Origin of the sequence: Zobellia galactanivorans, assembly GCF_000973105.1 — a bacterium.
GTDB classification, from domain to species: Bacteria; Bacteroidota; Bacteroidia; order Flavobacteriales; family Flavobacteriaceae; genus Zobellia; species Zobellia galactanivorans.
The window spans coordinates 349950-368978 of sequence record NC_015844.1 but is presented as its reverse complement, the minus strand read 5'-3'; the positions used below and the strand labels follow the sequence as shown (position 1 = coordinate 368978).

At 43.5% G+C, this 19029-nt stretch carries 9 protein-coding genes and 1 pseudogene; 1 reads left to right on the top strand and 9 read right to left on the bottom strand.

Translation table 11 applies throughout. The features are described 5' to 3' along the window. Nucleotides 1-135 precede the first annotated feature (135 nt). The 7 genes and pseudogenes from ZOBGAL_RS01305 to ZOBGAL_RS01275 all read right to left on the bottom strand — a co-directional run bounded on the left by ZOBGAL_RS01305 (nt 136) and on the right by ZOBGAL_RS01275 (nt 13446). A complete protein-coding gene (locus tag ZOBGAL_RS01305) occupies nt 136-1548 on the bottom strand; it encodes a purine-cytosine permease family protein (RefSeq protein WP_013991664.1) in 1413 nt (470 codons plus the stop codon). A gap of 321 nt (nt 1549-1869) precedes the next feature. Continuing rightward, nucleotides 1870-3150, bottom strand: coding sequence for a sugar isomerase (locus ZOBGAL_RS01300; RefSeq protein ID WP_013991663.1), 1281 nt, complete (start codon nt 3148-3150; stop codon nt 1870-1872). 76 nt (nt 3151-3226) lie between these two features. Next, nucleotides 3227-3526 (bottom strand): annotated as a pseudogene (locus ZOBGAL_RS01295) (bifunctional rhamnulose-1-phosphate aldolase/short-chain dehydrogenase); the annotation flags it as partial. A gap of 338 nt (nt 3527-3864) precedes the next feature. After that, nucleotides 3865-4776, bottom strand: a complete 912-nt coding sequence (locus ZOBGAL_RS01290; RefSeq protein WP_013991660.1) for a Ppx/GppA phosphatase family protein — start codon at nt 4774-4776, stop codon at nt 3865-3867. 214 nt (nt 4777-4990) lie between these two features. Continuing rightward, the gene (locus tag ZOBGAL_RS01285; RefSeq protein ID WP_158499702.1) at nt 4991-8545 is read right to left on the bottom strand and encodes a VCBS repeat-containing protein; all 3555 of its coding nucleotides are present in this window, start codon (nt 8543-8545) and stop codon (nt 4991-4993) included. A 196-nt stretch (nt 8546-8741) separates the two neighbouring features. After that, a complete protein-coding gene (locus ZOBGAL_RS01280) occupies nt 8742-10331 on the bottom strand; it encodes a RagB/SusD family nutrient uptake outer membrane protein (RefSeq protein ID WP_013991658.1) in 1590 nt (529 codons plus the stop codon). Nucleotides 10332-10353: 22 nt separating this feature from the next. Next, nucleotides 10354-13446, bottom strand: a complete 3093-nt coding sequence (locus ZOBGAL_RS01275; protein ID WP_013991657.1) for a SusC/RagA family TonB-linked outer membrane protein — start codon at nt 13444-13446, stop codon at nt 10354-10356. 568 nt (nt 13447-14014) lie between these two features. Here ZOBGAL_RS01275 and ZOBGAL_RS01270 point away from each other — a divergent pair. Further along, nucleotides 14015-14590, top strand: a complete 576-nt coding sequence (locus ZOBGAL_RS01270; RefSeq protein ID WP_013991656.1) for a peroxiredoxin-like family protein — start codon at nt 14015-14017, stop codon at nt 14588-14590. Between the two features lie 53 nt (nt 14591-14643). On the opposite strand, the gene ZOBGAL_RS01265 is transcribed toward ZOBGAL_RS01270, so the two are convergent. After that, nucleotides 14644-18717 carry a hybrid sensor histidine kinase/response regulator transcription factor gene (locus ZOBGAL_RS01265; RefSeq protein ID WP_013991655.1) on the bottom strand — a complete coding sequence of 1358 codons (4074 nt, stop codon included), beginning with the start codon at nt 18715-18717 and terminating at the stop codon, nt 14644-14646. After that, nucleotides 18641-18883, bottom strand: a complete 243-nt coding sequence (locus ZOBGAL_RS23265; protein WP_148560678.1) for a hypothetical protein — start codon at nt 18881-18883, stop codon at nt 18641-18643. The genes ZOBGAL_RS01265 and ZOBGAL_RS23265 overlap by 77 nt, the downstream gene beginning before the upstream one ends. Between the last annotated feature and the right edge of the window lie 146 nt (nt 18884-19029).

Below are 19029 nucleotides of genomic sequence, written 5' to 3'. Positions count from 1 at the left end.
TTTGTTTTTTTTACTGATGGGGGCTAAGGTTTCATTGACTAAATCGTTCCTTTCCAGTACATAGAAAGTTCTATCGTTTCAGAATTTAATGAAGTCGATATATGGGGTGATATTCCCCCATATATCGGGCATGGCCTAATTCACCTGTCTTTGAAACGATTTGCTGAATATTAAAAATAGCAATCCACAAAGCAACCATGCGGGCAGGGTTACAAACGAAAGGAATACATCAAATTGAATTGAAATAAAATAGAACAACCCGAAGCTGATCGCCCACGCCAAGAACACCGACTTGTTGAATTTGATTTGGGCAACTTCGGCATAGTTTTTTACGATTCCCACTTTTTTATGGAAAAAGTGTTCGAATACGATTACGGCCCCAAAAGGCGCCAAGATGAATCCGTACAAGGCTACAAATCCGAGAAGCTTCATGGCAAAAGCGGGGAACAGTCCTGCTATGGTGGCTACGGTACCCGCTATAATGGTTACCCAAAAGGTGGATAGTTTGGGCATAATGGCCTGAAATGCCAATCCGGCCCTATAAATTGTGGGGTTTGCCGTGGTCCATCCCGCTAAGACTACCGCAATGATTCCAAAAATCCCAATAGCATTATTGGCCAAAGGGCCAGGGGCTACCGGTGGTGCCTCTCCGTTAGAGAGGAAGGCTTGCGCCTCGGGCGACTTCAAATAGACGGCATAGAGGAGGGCAGCGGCGATCCAGGCCATGTAATGGCCCACATACATACCGGCTGCGGTCGTCCAACCGGCATTGGCGGTTTTCGCAAACCTGAAAACCGATAGGTCGGACATGCCTACGTGCATAGCGGCATTGGCGAACCAAGACCAGATAACTACGTGCCAAAACGTATATTTCAACTGCCCGGGGAAGGGGTCGGAACCTTCTCCCCAGATATTCCAAAAATCGGAAAAGCCCTTAACTCCCAATTGGTTTAAGGCCACGATGCCGCAGGCCAAAAAGGCAAGTACGATAATGGGTGACATCCAATTGGCGGCCTTGGATACGGTATCATATCCTTTGGAGGCAATTAATGAGATTACCGCACCAATGAGCACTACAATAATTACCCAGGTTGCCCCGTTGGGCGTGGTATCGGTCAGTTTTGGCATTTCCATATCAAAGGGGATGCCCACGGCCGTGGCCGAAACCGTTATCATGGCACCTGCAAGAAAGCAAAACAGTATTCCGTTGGCCAGGTTGTAACCGATGACCAGTTTTTTGCCACAGATTTTTTCTAGTTGATAGTAAAGTGTCAATCGATTTTCGACGGCTATTTTCGCCGTCAAAAATCGCCAGCTCAATACAGCCAAGAGGTTTCCTAATAATAAGCCTATGATGAGGTCAAAGGCGCTGACCCCTGCCGTCAAGAACAAAGGGCCGATCATAAATTCGGTGCCGGCCGCGTGTTCACCGGCGTACATGCCCAAAAAACTCTTCCAGCCTTTTAGTTTTGAAGTAGGTACAGGCTCTCGTTCATATTCACCGCCTGCTATCTCCTCGATTTCTTCGTCTATGTTATACTGGCTCATTTTTAGTACACTTTAGTTGGTTCTTGGGTGTTTAGGTAAATCTTTTATACGTTTACGGCACAACTGGTACACCACTTGTGGGAACCTCGGTTTCAATATGGTTTAGCTAGGGTCTCTACCTTATTTTGGGTGCCGACAACCATTGAAAAAAACCGGCTTCCCTAAAATATTGGCCCTACTGGCCATGGCCTAAAGCGACAAGGTTTTCGTCGCTAATTTGCTCAATACCCATGGGGGCGAGCCGGACGTGTTTAAACTTCTATTAAAAGAAAGGGCTTTTGTTGCTTGCACCACTATCAAATGCGGCCCTTAATTTCTTGTTTATAATCCTGATGCTACCGAGTTGGCGCCTCTTTCCTTGATTAGGTTTTCCCTCACTTTTAAAGATCGATAAGCCTTTATCGGGCTTAGAGCTCCACCTTGGTTTAATCTGGCTTTTTCTAAAAGTGGCCTGACATCGGTACGGTATGCATCTTGAATGATTTCTTGACACTTTACTACATCGTGGTTCAATTGTGCTTCGGTCAATAATTTTTGGTCGACCAGTAGGGCTTTGGCGTGTGCCTCTTGTATGGCCTCTAAAGATTGGATCAAATCTTCCAATGGATCTTTTATGTTATGGCTGGCGTCTATCATCCAAGCGGGATATGGGTTTTGCGGATTGTTTTCCATTCCGTACACCAAGGCATTGAAAATTAAGAATAAGGCATAAGGTTTGACACTGCCGACCGTAAGGTCGTCATCACCGTATTTACTATCGTTAAAATGAAAGCCGCCCAGTTTACCCTTAAGCATTAAGGTCGAGACGATCTGTTCGATATTAGCGTTGGGAAGGTGGTGTCCTAAATCGACTAGGGTATAGGCTTTTTCCCCGCAGGCATTGGCTAGCATAAATGAGGTTCCCCAATCTTGGATTACCGTACTATAGAAGTTAGGTTCGTAGGGTTTGTACTCTATGAACAACTTCCAATCTTCGGGAAGGGTTTTATAGATTTCCTTTAGACTGTCTTCGGTATTTTGTAATGCGGTTTGAAAATTACTTTGTCCTGGAAAATTGGAGCCGTCTGCCAACCAAACCGTCAGGCTTTTAGATCCCAGTTTTTCCCCGATTTTGATGACTTCAATATTATGGGCTACGGCCTGCTCGCGAGCGGCCTTGCTGGTGCTGCTTAAAGAACCGAATTTATAACTTTCCTTACTGTTTTTTTGGTCTTGAAAAGTGTTTGAGTTTACGGCATCAAACAAGATGTCATGGGAGTTGGCCAAATCTTTAATGGCATTGTAATCGGTTGGCACGTCCCAAGGTATATGTAAAGATATGGCACCCGCACTTTGGGTAAGTGCATGTATCAATCCAACATCATCTATTTTTAGCTCTAGGGTCGAAGGCTCCCCTTGAAATCCAAAACGTCCGAATCTCGTTCCTCCTGCACCCAAAGCCCAACTTGGTATAGCTATCTGAAAGTCTTCTAGCTTTTTTATTATGGCATCGATATCTTTCCCTTTTTTAGTAATGCTATTCGCTAAAAAATCGAAATGTTCATTATGCCCGTCAATTTGTTTTTGATTGGCCTCGCCAAGCTGGTTTTTATCTATTCTCATAAAGCTTTTAATTTTGGAAAAATACTTCCTTAGACTTGGTGGCCCACGGAAGTAAAAACAAACTAACTCAAAAAAATTATCTTACAAATGCATTGGCCATACCGCCATCTACATTGATAATATTACCTGTAGTCTTATTTAAGATGGGCACACAGGCAAATACCCCATGGGCAATATCTTTCGGATAAATAATTTCATTTAAAAGATTGCGCTTCGCGTAATGGGCGGGAAGTTCTTCCTCGGTAATTCCGTAGGCTTTGGCCCGACCTTCGGCCCAATCGCCTTCCCATATCTTACTGCCCACAATAACCCCATCGGGATTGACGGTGTTTACACCGATTTTATCACTTCCTAACTCTGCCGCCAATAAACGCGACTTGGTCATCACCTAGGGCTGCAGCTTTCTTTTCATCCCAGCTGCAGCTTTCTTTTCATCCCATAGATAATCCACATACTTGAATTGTTGTACTGTATTTTTCATTTGAACGGTCATTATGCTTCAAAACAAAACTAGTCTATGAAAGAATGCTTTGTATCCTGTACTGTACCGCTCGGGTAAACTAGACCCTTCCTTTAGGCGAGGATGATAAAGGAGGCCCGGAAAACAACAATTAAAACTCAGTTGTAACCCAAGGAATTCCAAGGAATCGGCGAAAACGTCCCCCTTTGATGATAGACAGGGGGCAGGTACGACCGAGCTTGTGGTACGACTGTTTAGAGATAGCCCAGATATTCTATCTTGTCTAGGTTTTTATGGGTTCTTTGTTCGTATAATTCGTAAATAAGACCGTCTTTTAATCCGACTTTAGGGACAAGAATTTGGTCGCTTCTCATTTCCTTTAAGACCCGTAAATATATTTCCGAAGCCGGAACAATAACATCGGCCCTATCGGGATTCATTTTGAGGATGGACATCCGCTGCTCATAAGTGAACTCGCTAACATAGGCCCGCAGGGCTTTGAGCTCGGCAAAGGATATGGCCATGTTGGAGGCCTTATTGGCCAATCCGTACAAGCGGTTAATATTTCCGCCGGTGCCTATTCCAACGATATTCTTTGATTTTTGAAAGCTTGTGGAGTGGATCCATTCTTTCATGTCGGCAAAAACTTCCGCCCGTTCTTTTGCGGTCAATTGCCGGACCGATCCTATTTTGAACGACCGGCTCTGTAACAGTTGTCCGCCTTCAAGTAAGTTGAGTTCCGTACTTCCGCCACCGACATCGATATGCACATATTTTCTGTTTTTCAGTGTCGGTTTAATGGCCTTGTTCAGAATGCTGGCTTCCTTTTTTCCCGTGATGACGTTGATTTTCATGCCCACCTCTTTTTTGATGTGATCGCTCACTTCCTTACCATTACGGGCTTCCCTCATGGCCGACGTAGCTACGGCATAGTAATCTTCTACTTCGTACAGGTCGATGAGATGCTTAAAGGCGCTCATCAACTTAATGAACTTCTCCTTGGTGGGCTGCGATATTTCTCCTTGGGAAAACACATCATGGCCCAATCGCAAGGGAAAGCGCAATAGCTGTAGGTTTTTAAAACTGACTAAATCTTCGTCTTCGTATACTTTGACTACTTGAAGCCGTATGGCATTTGATCCAATGTCTATTGATGCTAGTTTCATTTACGGTAAATTTAATTATAAGACACCGCCGCTAAGGTGTCTTAGGTTTCTTTTCATAATTGCATAGGGAATCCATAGGGCGATAGCCTTTGACCGATACGGGTACATGGGCCCAAAAAGGAGGGTTTTAATAGGCCGGACAAGCTGTAAGGTCTTTTCGATATGGAAGCTTCCTGTAACTGACAATCCTTGTTTTTTTATTTGCGGTGCGACTTTATGGTTTGGGGTCGATTACGGTTTCATTTCCATCGGGGTCGAAAACCCTTATCTCTTTTTCTTTTCCCGAGAGCCCAATGCTTCGGGTAGATTGTGATAGATAACCGGAACCCCGATAAAATTCGTGCCGTCTTGTTTTTCCATTGTCAAGAAGTATTTTGGCGAAAATACTGGTTGTCGGTACCTTCAAGACTTTGTTTTGGTCATTTGCATTACTTGGCGCATAGGCCTTTAGAGAACCGTCGTTGCTTCCAAAAATAAGGTTTGCTGTGCCCTTTATATCGATAGCAACGGCCCCTCGGGAATTACCGTCTACAAACAGACCGCTTTCTAGGGGAGCTACCGGAAGGAAGTCTCCCGTGCCTGTTCCTTTCAGGTAAAGGCCTTTTGAGGCATCATACCTTCCGATTCCCACTTCGGTGCCATGGTCGTTTCCCGTTACCAGTAGGTCTAGGTTGCCATCCTTGTCAAAGTCTGAGATGATAATGCCATAAATAGGGGATACTTGCGCCCAATTCGGTAGGGGTCTCATTTCAAATGTTCCATCACCTTGATTGATTAAAATGGATGAGGCTAGCTGAAACACTTTGGCGCTATAGGCGCTACTTTTTTCCTGGGGGCTTAAAACCTCTGAAATGGTGGCACGGGCATAGCTTGCGTAATCAGGGAATTTTTTCTTTAAGGTAGGCACCTGTTTGATCAGGTCGTCCCTTGAGTGAACCGGATATTCCTTGCCTTCGTTAAAAGTGGTGAGAATGGGGTCTACGGTACCGTTCTTATCATAGTCTAGGGCATAGATCGAAAGGGGTTCTTCGGAAGTGGCCTTGTATTTAGAGTTTAGCCCTAGATTGCCCACAATGTAATCGATATCTCCGTCATTATCAAAGTCGCCTCCATTGATACTGTTCCACCATCCTGAGGTATGGCTTAGCCCCGTCTTATGGGAGCTACTCGCTAACGTGCCGTTTTGGTTTTCATAGAATTCAATGGACATAAACTCGCCCATAACAATTAAATCAACATCGCCGTCGGCATCATAGTCTGTCCAAAGTGCGTCAGTGACCATACCGGGTTTTCTAAGTGAGGGCGCTAGTTTATTGGTGGCATCTGTAAATTTGCCCCCTTCGTTGATCAGCAGATAACTAGTGGGGGGAAAGGGGTATTTTAACGGGGTTAGCCTGCCTCCGACAAAGAGGTCTAAATCGCCATCTTGGTCAAAGTCGGCCGCACGTACACATGAGTTGCTCGTCAATAGGCTGGGGAGCACCCCTTGGGAAAGTTTAAAGTTTCCTTTTCCATCATTGGTGTACAAGCGGTCTTGATAATATTCCGATTTTTCATAAAACTCGTTACTGCCGCTGGCAATGTATAGGTCGAGGTCTTGGTCATTGTCATAGTCGAAGAAAAGGACGCCCGTATCTTCCCCGTACCTTTCGTTTTCGTTGCGGGTCAATGCCCTGTGGGTAAAGGAACCGGTTTTTGAGCCGAAGAATAGCTGTCCGCTGTGGTTGTAACCACCTCCCATAAAAAAGTCCTCATAACCGTCATTGTCTATATCGCCAACGGCTAGGCCGGGACCTTGTTCGGAGAGTTTATGCGGTAAGAGGTATTCCCTGTTAAAGTCATAGTAAACCGTTTCCCCATGGCGTACTTCTACATTGAGCCCTTTGGTAACATCCTTAAAGTGTCTTTCTTTTTCATAAGGTAGGGTAGGGGGCAAGGACTTGCTGCCCTTATTTTTTGTGATCGTCAAATTTTGGTCGGCTATCGGGGCAAGTATTTTTTCGGTTTGGCCATCGGGCCATGTTACCAATAAGCTATCTATCTTGGCATCGCTTCCTAGTCCAAAATGCAAGGTGTGGTCTACGGAGGACTGATAGCCACGGGTTACCGAATGTCGTATTAGCTGTACGCTGCCGGGTTGGAATAGGCGTACTTCGGTGCCTACGCCAAACGGATTTAAACTATCGCCAACCAGTTTAATGTTCAGGTAGTGGTTTTTGTTTATGCTGTTTGTCTGGTTTTCATAAACAGAGGCGGGTTCATTGATATTGTTTATCACTAAATCCAAATCCCCGTCATTATCCAAATCTGCATAAGCGGCACCATTGGAAAGGGATGGGCTTCCAAAACCCCAATCATCGGTATGATCTTCAAAAGTGAGGTTCCCTACATTTTTAAAAATGGCATTGGGTATTTTAATGGAAGGCATTTCTTTGGCCTTTGTTTTAAGGACATGGTCGAGACTGTCATGTGCCATCACGCCGTATAGGGTACTTGTATAATTGATAAAATCTAGATCGGTGATATCCCTCAAATATCCATTGGTCACAAAAAGGTCTTTAAGGCCATCGTTGTCAAAATCGGCAAATAAAGGAGCCCAACTCCAGTCCGTTGCGTCAATGCCGGCGAGCTGTCCTATTTCCGAAAATTTGTAGTCGCCAGCGGTGTCTGGTCCCGTATTTACCTGAAGGGTGTTTCTCATGTACTGGGGCATGTAGCCTTGTTGCAAAGACCTTTGGAAAAGGTCGAAGTTAAGGGGGCCGGACATTTTCTTTTCATGGAAATTGTCTTTTGGCCTCATATCCATGGTTATAAGGTCGAACAGGCCATCGTTGTTGAAATCGGCGATATCGTTCCCCATGCTAAAATGGCTAACGTGGTTTAGGTAAGATTTAGCCATTTCCTTAAAGGTGCCGTCTTGCTGGTTGATATAGATATAATCATTGGCTACAAAATCATTGGTCACGAATATGTCTTCCCAGCCGTCGTTGTTGAGGTCGGCAATGCTTAAACCGAGTCCTAGTCCATCGAAGTCAATGGCCGCCTGCTTTGTAACATCGGTAAATCGAATGCCCGAACCCATGTCCTCGTCATTTCTATATAATCGGTCATTGGCGGGGCCGCTGCTGTCGGAGATCAAGGGCCTTATATTATTGGGGTCCCGTATGGCATTGGTGTGGTTGAGCAGATACATGTCGAGGTCTCCATCTTTATCGTAATCGAAAAAGGCAGCTTGGGTAGAATAGCTGTCGTCGGCTAAGCCGTAAGCTTCGGCTTGTTCTTTAAAAGTGAGGTCTCCCTGGTTAATGTACAGGAGGTTTTTGCGTTTGTCCTTTTCAAAATTTCCTGATCGGCAAACGTATATGTCAAGAAAACCATCGTGGTTGATGTCTACCATTGTTACCCCGGTAGACCAGCCTTCATCGGTAACGCCCAGCTTAGAAGTGATATCTTTAAATTTTAGGTCGCCTTGATTGATGTAGAGCGCATCGTTGACCATGTTACCGCTTAAGAATACATCAGCTAGCCCATCGTTGTTCAAATCGCCAAGGGCGACCCCTGCACCATTGTAGACATAGAAATAATCGACCATGTTGAACTGTTCGTTTTCGATTATTTCGTTGTTGAAATCGATATTGGTAATATGGGAAGGGGAGCGTTTAAACTGTTCTTTTTCGTTTTTTTGATTTTCGGAAGTTGGATTTTTGTCACTACATGCACTAGCAAGAAATAGCAAAAAATAAAAGATAATTTGCTTGAATGGGCTCATTTGTTTCATTGTAAATATTCTTTCCGGAATACATAGGTAATTTAAGAAAAAATAAAAACCTGTCGGTAAGGACAGGTTTTTAAGTTTACTCGATAATCGAGATTAAATGCTCCGGGGCTTGCCTCGAAATCAAGGTGTATTCGTTTTAATGCCTCGCGGGCTTGTCCCGAGGTAGTTTGCTAAACCAAGTCAAGGTTTATTGATATTGTGGGTTTTGGGTGACGTTGGGGTTTCCTAAAACCTCGTTCAAAGGAATAGGTAATACGTAGTCTTTGGCCGATAAGGTTCTGTCTACTCCGTACATATCTATAAACTCTTGTATGTATTCCCCAAGGTAATCCGGTGATCCGCCAAAGGTACTTTTCCTTTTTAGTTCAGGATAGGTCTCGCACTCCATGGCAAATTCAAGAACACGTTCGTTTACAATGGCGTCTCTAAGTTGCTCTTTGTTCAAGCCATCGAGTGGATCAAGGCCGGCCCTTCTTCTGACTTCGTTGATTCCGTAAAAGGGATCGCCGGTACCACTTTCGTTAGCGGCTTCGGAATGTCCTAAAAGCACATCTGCCAATCGAAGGTATACGATGTTCTTCTCGGTTAAATTGGCATTAGATATGCCCATTTCGGTGTATTTGGCCGACCATCCGTTGGAGAAAATCAATTCATCGGGATTGTTGGGGTCGGCATCGGCCGCTACCATTCCACCAAAACGGCTCAGGTTGTATGAGGCTTCCGCACTCCATTTTACCACAGGTCTTGCCCCTTCGGAATTAGGTCCGACCCTAGTTGTCTCATATTCTTCAATAAAAGTTCCCGCGATTCTTTTATCGGCAGGGTCGTATTTTTCACGGAACGCCTGGGTTGAGTTGAGCCAATGCCAGCCCACGCCACCTAGGTCATTGGGTAAATCACCTGGAATAAAGTGTTGATGGTAGTTTTGGTTCTCGGCGGAGTTTGCGGAAGCGGAAACCTGGGCTTCAAAAATCCTTGGTCCGGAATTTTCCCTTTCGACCGAAAAAGTATCGGCAAAATCGTCGAACAATACCAGGCCACTTTCGTTGATAAAGGTATCGGCCAGGGTATAGGCTTCATCCCATTTCTCGTCTTGTAGGTAAGCTTTTACCAATAGCGCTTCTGCGGCCCATTTGGTGGCCCTGCCCACATTTGTGGATTCATAGGACTCAGGTAGAATTTCCGCGGCCATTGATAGATCTGATTGTATAAGGTCAAGGGCCAAACGCTTACCGTTTTCGTTGGAAGGAAGGTCTTTATCGCTCTCCGTTTTTGAGGTAGTTACCGGAATGTTGTCAAAATAGCGTACAAGGTTGAAGTAATAAAATGCCCTTAAAAACTGGGCCTCTGCCTTGACCCTATCGATCAAGGCGCTATTGGAGGCCCCGTCGGCTTTTAGTTCATCCGCTTTTTGAATTACGGCGTTGGCCCTGTTTATATTTTCATAGGAAATCCTCCAATAGGTAGCGATATACTCGTCATCTGGCGATACGTTACCGTTCTGGTAGTTTAAGGGGCCTTTTTCCCAGCCTACTTGATAGCCGGCCAAACACTCGAATACAAATCGATCATAGAAGTGGTTGAACCAATCTTGACCATATCCTATACCGTCGTATATGGCATTTACACCCAACTCTAACTGTTCCGCAGTGGAAAAGAAGTTATCCTCGGTGGTAAAATCAGGATTCTCCTCCAAGTCCGTACAGCCTATTATGTTTATCGCAATGAACAGGAACGGGATAACCCTCCATGAAATTGCTTTTGTGTATTTCTTCATAATATACTTTTTTTTAAAAAAATTAAAATTCTAAGTTAATCCCAACGGTCAACGTCCTTGATCTAGGGTAGGCATCATAGTCATCCCCACGGTTCAGGTTATCTTGTCCCCTGTTGTTTACTTCTGGGTCAAAGCCGGAATAATCGGTGATAGTAAACAAGTTCTGTCCACTTACGTAGATTCTTGCCTTTGAGATAAAATCATTAAAATCTGGGAAGGTATATCCTAGGGATACATTCTGTAACCGAATAAAAGAACCGTCTTCTATGAAATAATCGGAATCTCTATAAGAATTCGCAAAATCTCGGTTACCGTCAATGACCGGTCTTGAAGCACCGGTATTGGTCGTTGTCCATGAATTGGTAAGGATGGAACCGATCTGATTGATCTTTTGAACACCATCTCCAATTTCGGAAGCCTGTAGGTTTCTTACGTCGAAGCCTTGTGATCCCCTAAAGAATAATCCCATATCGAAATTCTTATAGGTAAAGGTCGAATTCAGGCCCCAAGTGAAATCGGGGTTCGGGTCACCTATAGTGACATAATCATCGGGAGTGATCTGGCCATCGCCGCTAACGTCCCTGTATTGTGGGTAACCTGGTTTGTCTCCCGAGCGTGAAGGGTTGTTGGCTATTTCCTCATCGGATTGAAAAATACCGATGTAATCGTAACCCCTCCAAACGCCGATAGGGTTTCCGGCTTCTACCCAGCTACCTTCAACACCAAGGTGGCCACTGGTAGATTCGGAGAAAAAGGGAGTACTGTCACCTAAATCGGTAAGTTCGTTCCTTAAGATAGATATGTTTCCACCAATATTCCATTTAAAATCTTCACCATCTACCACATAACCGTCCAAACCAATTTCAAAACCTTTGTTTTCCAAGGATCCCGAATTTTTTAGGATGGATTCAAAACCAAGGCTACTTGGGATGGATACAAACAGTAGAAGGTCTTCGGTTTGATTGCTAAAGTAATCTAAGGTTAGGTTCAATCGGCTATTAAAGAAAGAGGCATCAAGACCGACATTTCTCATGGTCGTCGATTCCCATTTCAAATCTGGGTTGCTCAGTCTTTCGTCTCCAAGCCCTAGAACAAGCCCTCCGTTGAATACATAATTGTACTCGCTGAGGTTGGCCAAGGAATTGTAAACCGGAATTTCTGAATTTCCTGTCAAGCCCCAGCTACCCCTTAATTTCAGGTTGTTCATGATATCGGAGATACCTTTGCCGTCAAAAAAGCTTTCGTTGGAAATATTCCAACCTAAGGCCACAGAAGGGAAATTGGCCCATTTGTTCTGGGCGCCAAACCTTGATGATCCGTCACGTCTAAAGGTAACGGTAGCCAAATATTTACTGTCGTAATTGTAGTTGACCCTACCCAATACGGATTCCAATAACCATTCACGTCGGCTAGAGAACGGGGTCAGTACATCCGGACCTCCTTGCAGGGTCGCTTGGTCTACCGAAGCAGCGGTAATTCCACGGGTCGTACTGCTAAAATACTTGTTGATCTCTTTTTGGTAGGTATATCCTACTACGGCATCAACAAAGTGTTTTCCGCCGAATTCATTGGTATAGGTCAATAGGTTTTCGTTCAAAATATTTGCCGAGTTTCTATTGGCCAATGTTAATTCCCCGGCGTTATCCCTTCCGATCCGGGTATTTACCGACGGGAAAAAACTGGTTCTGTTAATGTTGAGTATATCTGCCCCGATACTGGTTTTGGCCTTTAAGTTTTCAGTTATGGAGAACGTAAAAGTCGTATTTCCAAGAACCCTGTTCGTGATATCTTGATCGGTAGCGTATTTCAATTCTTGTAGGGGGTTGATTGAGAATCTACCGTCATAGGAAGCAAGGGCATAAGTGCCATCTTCATTGTAAACGGGTACGGTAGGATCTAAACCTAAAGCGGTAATGATGATACCCCCTGGCCCACCACGGTCGGTAGGGGCGTTATTGGATACCGTTCTGTTGTACGACCAGCTAGAACTAACGTTCAGTATGTTATTGAAGGCCGAGTTGTCGAGGTTTAAACGGATACCGTATCGTTTGAAGTCCGTCATTTTTATGATACCGGCATTGTCGTGGTAATTTCCGGTAACGGCATATCTGTTGTTTTCATTACCTCCCGAAAAGGAAAGTTGGTGATTTTGAATGGACCCGACCCTTGTAACTTCATCGAGCCAATTGGTTCCCGTTCCGAATGCATCTATTTCCTCTTGGGTGTATATGGGCGCCCCTCCTTGACTGGTCTCCAAGGTATTCAGGTATGTAGCGAATTCTGAACCGTTCAATACATCGATAGGGTTTGAAATGGTTTGGGTGGAATATGAACCTTCATAGCTGATCTTGGTTTTACCGGCCTTTCCCCTTTTGGTGGTGATCAAAACTACACCGTTGGAACCCCTGGAACCATAAATGGAAGTTGCCGAAGCATCTTTTAATACTTCGATCGATTGAATGTCGTTTGGGTTGATCGATGCCAAGATATTGGTCGCTTGTCGATTTCCCCCAGCACCGTAGGCACTATTGTCGGGGTAAATAGGAAAACCATCTACGACGTATAAGGGTTCGCTACCGCTATTGATAGAGTTGGATCCCCGTATACGTACAGATACCCCACCTCCAGGTGCGGCCGAGGTTTGGGTTACTTGTACCCCTGGCGCCCTAGCTTGAATGGCCTGGTCTACCGAGGTTACCGGTAGCTCTTTGAAAGCGTCGCCATCGATTGAAGATACAGAGCCCGTAAGGTCACTTTTCTTAACGGTTCCGTAGCCTACGATTACTACTTCGTCCAAGGCTTCGCTCTGTGGGTCTAGAATAACATTGATGACCGAACGGCCATCTATGTCGACTTTTTTTGCAGCAAACCCTAAGGACGAAAATTCAATGACCTTAATGTCATTTGAGATGTTCAATTCGTATTTTCCATCGAAATCGGTGATGGCACCTTTAGCTCCGGCGACTACGTTGACTCCGGGCAAGGGGGTCCCCGTTTCTCCGTCCGTTACCGTACCGCTAATGGCGGTTTGTGCATTTAATGATAGGCTGCCCCATAATAATGAAACGCCTAACGCTAAAAGTTTGAGTTGAGTTGCGAATAGTGATAACTTCATACGTCTAGTGAATTGGTTTTTATTTAGGATGTAGGAAGGCCCCTTTGTTATAAAGAAGACCCCATACATAACAATATTATGAAGATGTGATGACAGAAAGATGGACAAACTTCTTGAAAGCATGGACAATCTTCTTATTTAGTTGTCAAATCCTCAAATTAATTGCATTTGATTGCTAATTTATAAAAATGAAAACAATAAAAATGATAAAATAACAACACAAGGCTTTCTTTTTTTATTTTTTTGACCGCCTAGATTCGCTCTAGGCCTTATTCTTATTGCGATTGTCGGTGTCTTGTTGATGAAATGCCAAAATTGATTTTGGAAATTTTGGAAAACTATAACGGGGCTTTAAGCCTTTATATGTAGTTTTTTCTCTGGTATTTGAACTCCGCACATTTAAATTATTCAAAGGTTTTGAACGATTTTTCCGGATTAAATGAGGGCTAAGGGATTCGTTTTTAAAGCGCTGTTTAACGAACGGAAAGGTTAATTTTAAAAGGAAATCTATGGGCTCAAAGCATAAAGCGAAAAAAGGCCTACATTAGCCGAAACCAATAAGATTACCATGAGCGAATTACAAGATTTTCAAAAACTGGTCATTTCAAATGCGGCCCATGTCAAAGGATTGTCAGTAGGCGACAAGGCTCCCGATTTTTCCTTGCCGAACGCCGTAGGTAAAAACGTCTCGCTTACCGAAATGTTAAAATCAGGAATTGTAATCATCAAGTTTTACCGTGGGGAATGGTGCCCTATTTGTAATCTAGACCTAAGGGAGGTACAAAAGAATTTGGCGGAAATTAAATCGTATGGAGCTTCATTTTTGGCGATAAGTCCGCAAAGTCCCGATAACGCCCTTACCGCAAAAGAAAAGAACAGTTTGGATTATGAGGTGCTTAGTGATGCGGATCAGAAGGTAATCAAGGCCTACAAGCTTCAGTTCGATCCAGGAGATGATTACCACGGAAGACGCGATTTGACCCTTTTGAACGGTGATGGATCAAAAACCCTTCCCGTACCCGCCACTTTTATAATCAATACCGACCAAACCATTGAGGCGGCCCATGTTGAAGCCAACTACACCGAAAGAATGGGAGTAGCTGAAATACTGGGGGCACTAAAAGTATTGACCGAACAAGCCTAAAACAAAAGTGTTTTTCGCTGTTCAAAAGGAAATAGGAATTATCCTGTTCTAACCTATTGTAACATATTGTTGAGGTATTCGGTAGGCGATTTTCCGTATTGTTTTTTGAATGATTTGCTAAAACTCGAGGGGTTTTTAAAACCGACCTGCCAGGCAATTTCAGAGATGTTGAATTTTCTTTCCAAGAGCAGTTTCATTCCATTTTGCAATCGAATGTAGTAGATGAATTCTACAGGACTCATTTTTGAGATGCTCTTTACTTTTCGAAATAAGTTACTTCGGCTCATCGACATTTTTTCACTAAGTTCTTCCACGCTAAAGTCCCCATTATCCAAATTCGCTGTAATGTGTTCTACAACTTTCTGTATAAAGGCTTCGTCTAGAGGGTTTTTGGTAAATGCCGAAGAATCCACTACCTGTTCCTTGACCAGTTTTTGAATGAGCATTTTCCTGCTTTTTACCAATGCATGGATGCGAGTTTTAAGGATGTCGGGGTCAAAGGGTTTTTCCAAATAGGCATCCGCTCCAAGATGAAGTCCTTTTATCTTTTCTTCGGTCATAGTCTTGGCAGTCAGTAAGATAACGGGGATGTGTAGGGTCTTTTGATTTTCTTTAAGGCTTTGGCATAGGCCATATCCGTCCATTTTGGGCATTAACACATCGCTAACGATTACGTCAGGAGGTGTTTTCCCCACCACTTCGAGGGCTTCAAGGCCATTACTGGCCGTTTTTATGATAAAATCGTCCTTCAGTAACAGAGTTAGGTATTCTAGAAGCTCGTTATTGTCATCCACTAGTAGGATATTCATTTTTCCCGATTCCCCATAGGTAGTTTCATGGGGTTCGTCAAAGGACCGGTCATCACCCAGATAGGGTTCCAAAGCAAGTATTTTTGAAAATGATGCGGGATCTGTATTCGTATCCTCTAGGGGGGAAGTGGCATTTCCTTTTGGAAGGAGGATAGTAAATTCGGTTGTCTGGTGGTCGCTTTTGGCGTGGATGCTTCCGTTGTGTAGTTCTACGAGTTCCTTGGCTAGCGATAAACCTATGCCCGTTCCTCCATGGGCGTCGTTTCCTTTGTAATAGCGGTCAAAAATACGTACAAGGTTTTCCTTGGAAATACTAGGTCCCGAATTGCTTACGGAGAGACGAATCCACGAATCGCATATTTCCTTTTGGGGGACATCTAGTTTTTTCTGGGCCTTGATCTTGATTTGTACCACCGAACCTTCGGAACAAAACTTTAGGGCATTGGCCATTAGGTTGTTGATCGCTTTATAGAGATGGGTGGCGTCGGCCAGTATTACATTGTCTTTTAAAAGGCTGTGACAATTGATGATGACTTCCTTTCCTTCAGCGAACAGTTGGAAACTTTCACTGATTTCTTGCACAAAATGAAGAATATTGATGGGTGTCGGTTTAAGGACAAGCCCCCCTTTTTCAAGTTTCCTAAAGGTAATCAGCTCGTTGATTAAGTGTATGAGCTTGTCGCTGTTCCTCTTGATAATCTTGGCCTTTTTTCGAATATCGACAGATATGGTATTGTTGGAGATGATATCCTTTATTGGCCCTGAAATCAAGGTAAGCGGGGTTCTGAACTCATGGGAAATGTTGGTGAAAAACTGTAATTTTAAATTGTTCAGTTCTTTCATTTGTTCTTTTTCCCGCTTTTCAAGGAGAAGTTCACTCTCTTTTCTTGCATTTGCCGTTCGGTATCGGATAAAAATGTAAATGAGTCCGTTTATAATGGCCACATAGGTCAAAATGGCCCACCAGGTCTTCCAGGGCGGGGGTAAGACGCCGATGCTAAGTTTGGTAGGTTTTGAGTTCCAAGAGCCACTATGGTCTTTGGCCTTGACTATAAAGGTGTAGCTGCCCGGACTAAGGTTGGTATAGGTGGCTGTATGTTCCTCGCTTTTATTGTATACCCAATCATTGTCAAATCCCTCTAGTTTATAGGCGTAGTCCCTACTTTTTTCGAAACTGCCATTAATGTTGGCATATTCCAAAGTGAACATATCGTTTTTATAATTTAGGGTGATGTTTTCGGTATTGAAGATTTGTTTGTCAAGTATAATATCACCATTGATACGTTCTTTGACTTTGACGGGTTTGTTTAAGATCCGAAAACCTGTAATGAGTACGTCGGGCGGGCTTTTAGTAAAGGAAATTAGCTTGGGGTCAAAACTGATAAATCCATTGGCATGACCAAAGAAAAAGTCGGTATCGCTTTTCTTATAAAAGCATGAGGGACTGAAGATTAAACTGGGCAAGAAATATTCAAAATGCTTTTCTTTATCGCTATACCTCATTAACCCCTTGATGCTGCTGATCCAAAGGTTGTTTTCGTTGTCTATAATCAGGCCGTGTACCGATTTATCGGCGAGGCCTTCGCTTACACCGATCAATTCGCAGGTATATGGCTTGCTTCCGATTTTGGTGAGTTTGTTGAGGCCACTTTCCGTACCGATCCACAAATGGCCGTCGTTATCCTCTTCTATGGCATTGATCATAGAGCCAAAAAAGCGGTCAGGTATGGCTAAGGGGACAAAATCTCCTTCTACATCTTTTTTATAGATGAAGGGGCCATCTATTCCCGAATATATGGTCCCATTTGGCGATTTGTAGAGCGATCGTACAAATCCTTTCAGTAAGGGGAGCTTGCTGGCCAAAGTGTTTTTTTGCATATCGTAAACGAAAAGTCCGCTTATGGTGCCAATGTAGACTTTGTTGTCGGCGGTGTCGAGTAAAAGACTGAACACATTCTTACTAGGTAATAGATGTTGTACTTGGCCGGTTTTCAAGTCTTTTATTACGAGGCCATCTAAAGACCCAATAAACAATTTTTGACCCATAGACGCTATAGAACGCCCCATATTGGCCTCGGCCCCCATATTCAGTGCCAATTTTTTAATGGTTCCATCTTCATTTGAGATACCCGATGTTCCCTTTGAGGATGTGGTATACCATAGGTCGCCTTCGGGTATGGCCGTGATGCCCCTTACTTCGTCTTTGTTCGTACTTTTGGTGAAACTGAAATTTGAAAAATTCCGGTTTCGATTGAGCAAGGTGCTTAATCCGAGATTGCTGCCGATCCATAAATTATTACCTGCATCAAAGTTTAGCTTGAATATTCGGTCGTTGCTTAGACTGTAATCGTTTAGATAATGTTGCTGATAAAAAATAATCGGGCTATCGTTTCCATTAGGTTTTTGTCTTTCTATTTTACCCAATCCCTGCGTGGTTCCCAACCAAATATCCCCCGAATTGTCCATGGTGAGGTCATAAATTTCAAGATTCGGGGAAACCCCATCGCCAAGAAATAGTTTTTGAAAGGCACTCCCCCCGTGAGCGGTTAGCGAATCGGTTTTTGAACGATAGATACCATCACCGCCACTGGCGACCCATAGTTCGTCTTGTACAAAAAGTATATCCCATATTCTATCGTTATAGGCGTTGGGTTTTACATTAAAGGGGAAATAGGTTTGGGATAGGTTTTTGTTCTCAAAGCGTACGATACCTGTTTCACAACTCACCCATATATGTCCCTTTTCGTCAGGAACGATAACATTTACGGCATTATTGAGCGGGTAATCTTTAAACTGATGTACTTTGCCGGTTTTGATTTCCAATATGCTGAGCCCCCTTTTCGTGCCGATCCATAAACGTTGTTTTTGGTCGATATAAAGGGATTTGATTTCCTTATGGGGCAAAAAATCGGAGGTTTTGAAATTTAGAATGGAGTCTTTGTTGCGTTCGATCTTACTTAAGCCTTCGGTAGAGCCTATCCAAATATTCTCTTCCTCATCTTCGGCTATGGCATAGACCCAATTTCCTGCAATACCGTTACCCTGCACGTTTTTTGAAAATTGTTTAAAGGTATACCCATCGTATCGACAAAGGCCGTTCATCGTGCCTATCCAAATAAATCCTTTTTTGTCTTGGTAGATGCTTCTCACCCTGTTATCGGGAAGTCCATCCTTAGCGAAAAAACGGTTAAAGGCCAATCCTTTTTGTATGGTACTTTCTCCTTCTGTCTTTTGGGAAAAGCTAGGTGTAGTCAAGAATAAGACCGCTAGCACTACGAGTAGCATTTTGATTGTGAGATAGTAGTGTTTGATGGTCATGGTATCGTCTGTTTTTGAAAATGTACCGGTCTGTCTTGAGTTTTATTAATTTATGCTTTACGGTCGTAAGGTCTTCGTTATAGATGCCCACAATGGGCCGATAAGTACTAAAATTGGAATCGTTGTCTATGGTCTTATCCTTCAAGTCCTTAATGCTCCGTTTCAAGGTTTAGGAAAAAAAACATCCATTGTACGATGATGTATTGGGGTGAACGGGGTGCTTTAATAGTACAATAGGGTGATAATCAAAATAGTACTCAGAATTAGTATTGAAATATAGAGCAATATATAGGTTACATACTGGATTTTCTT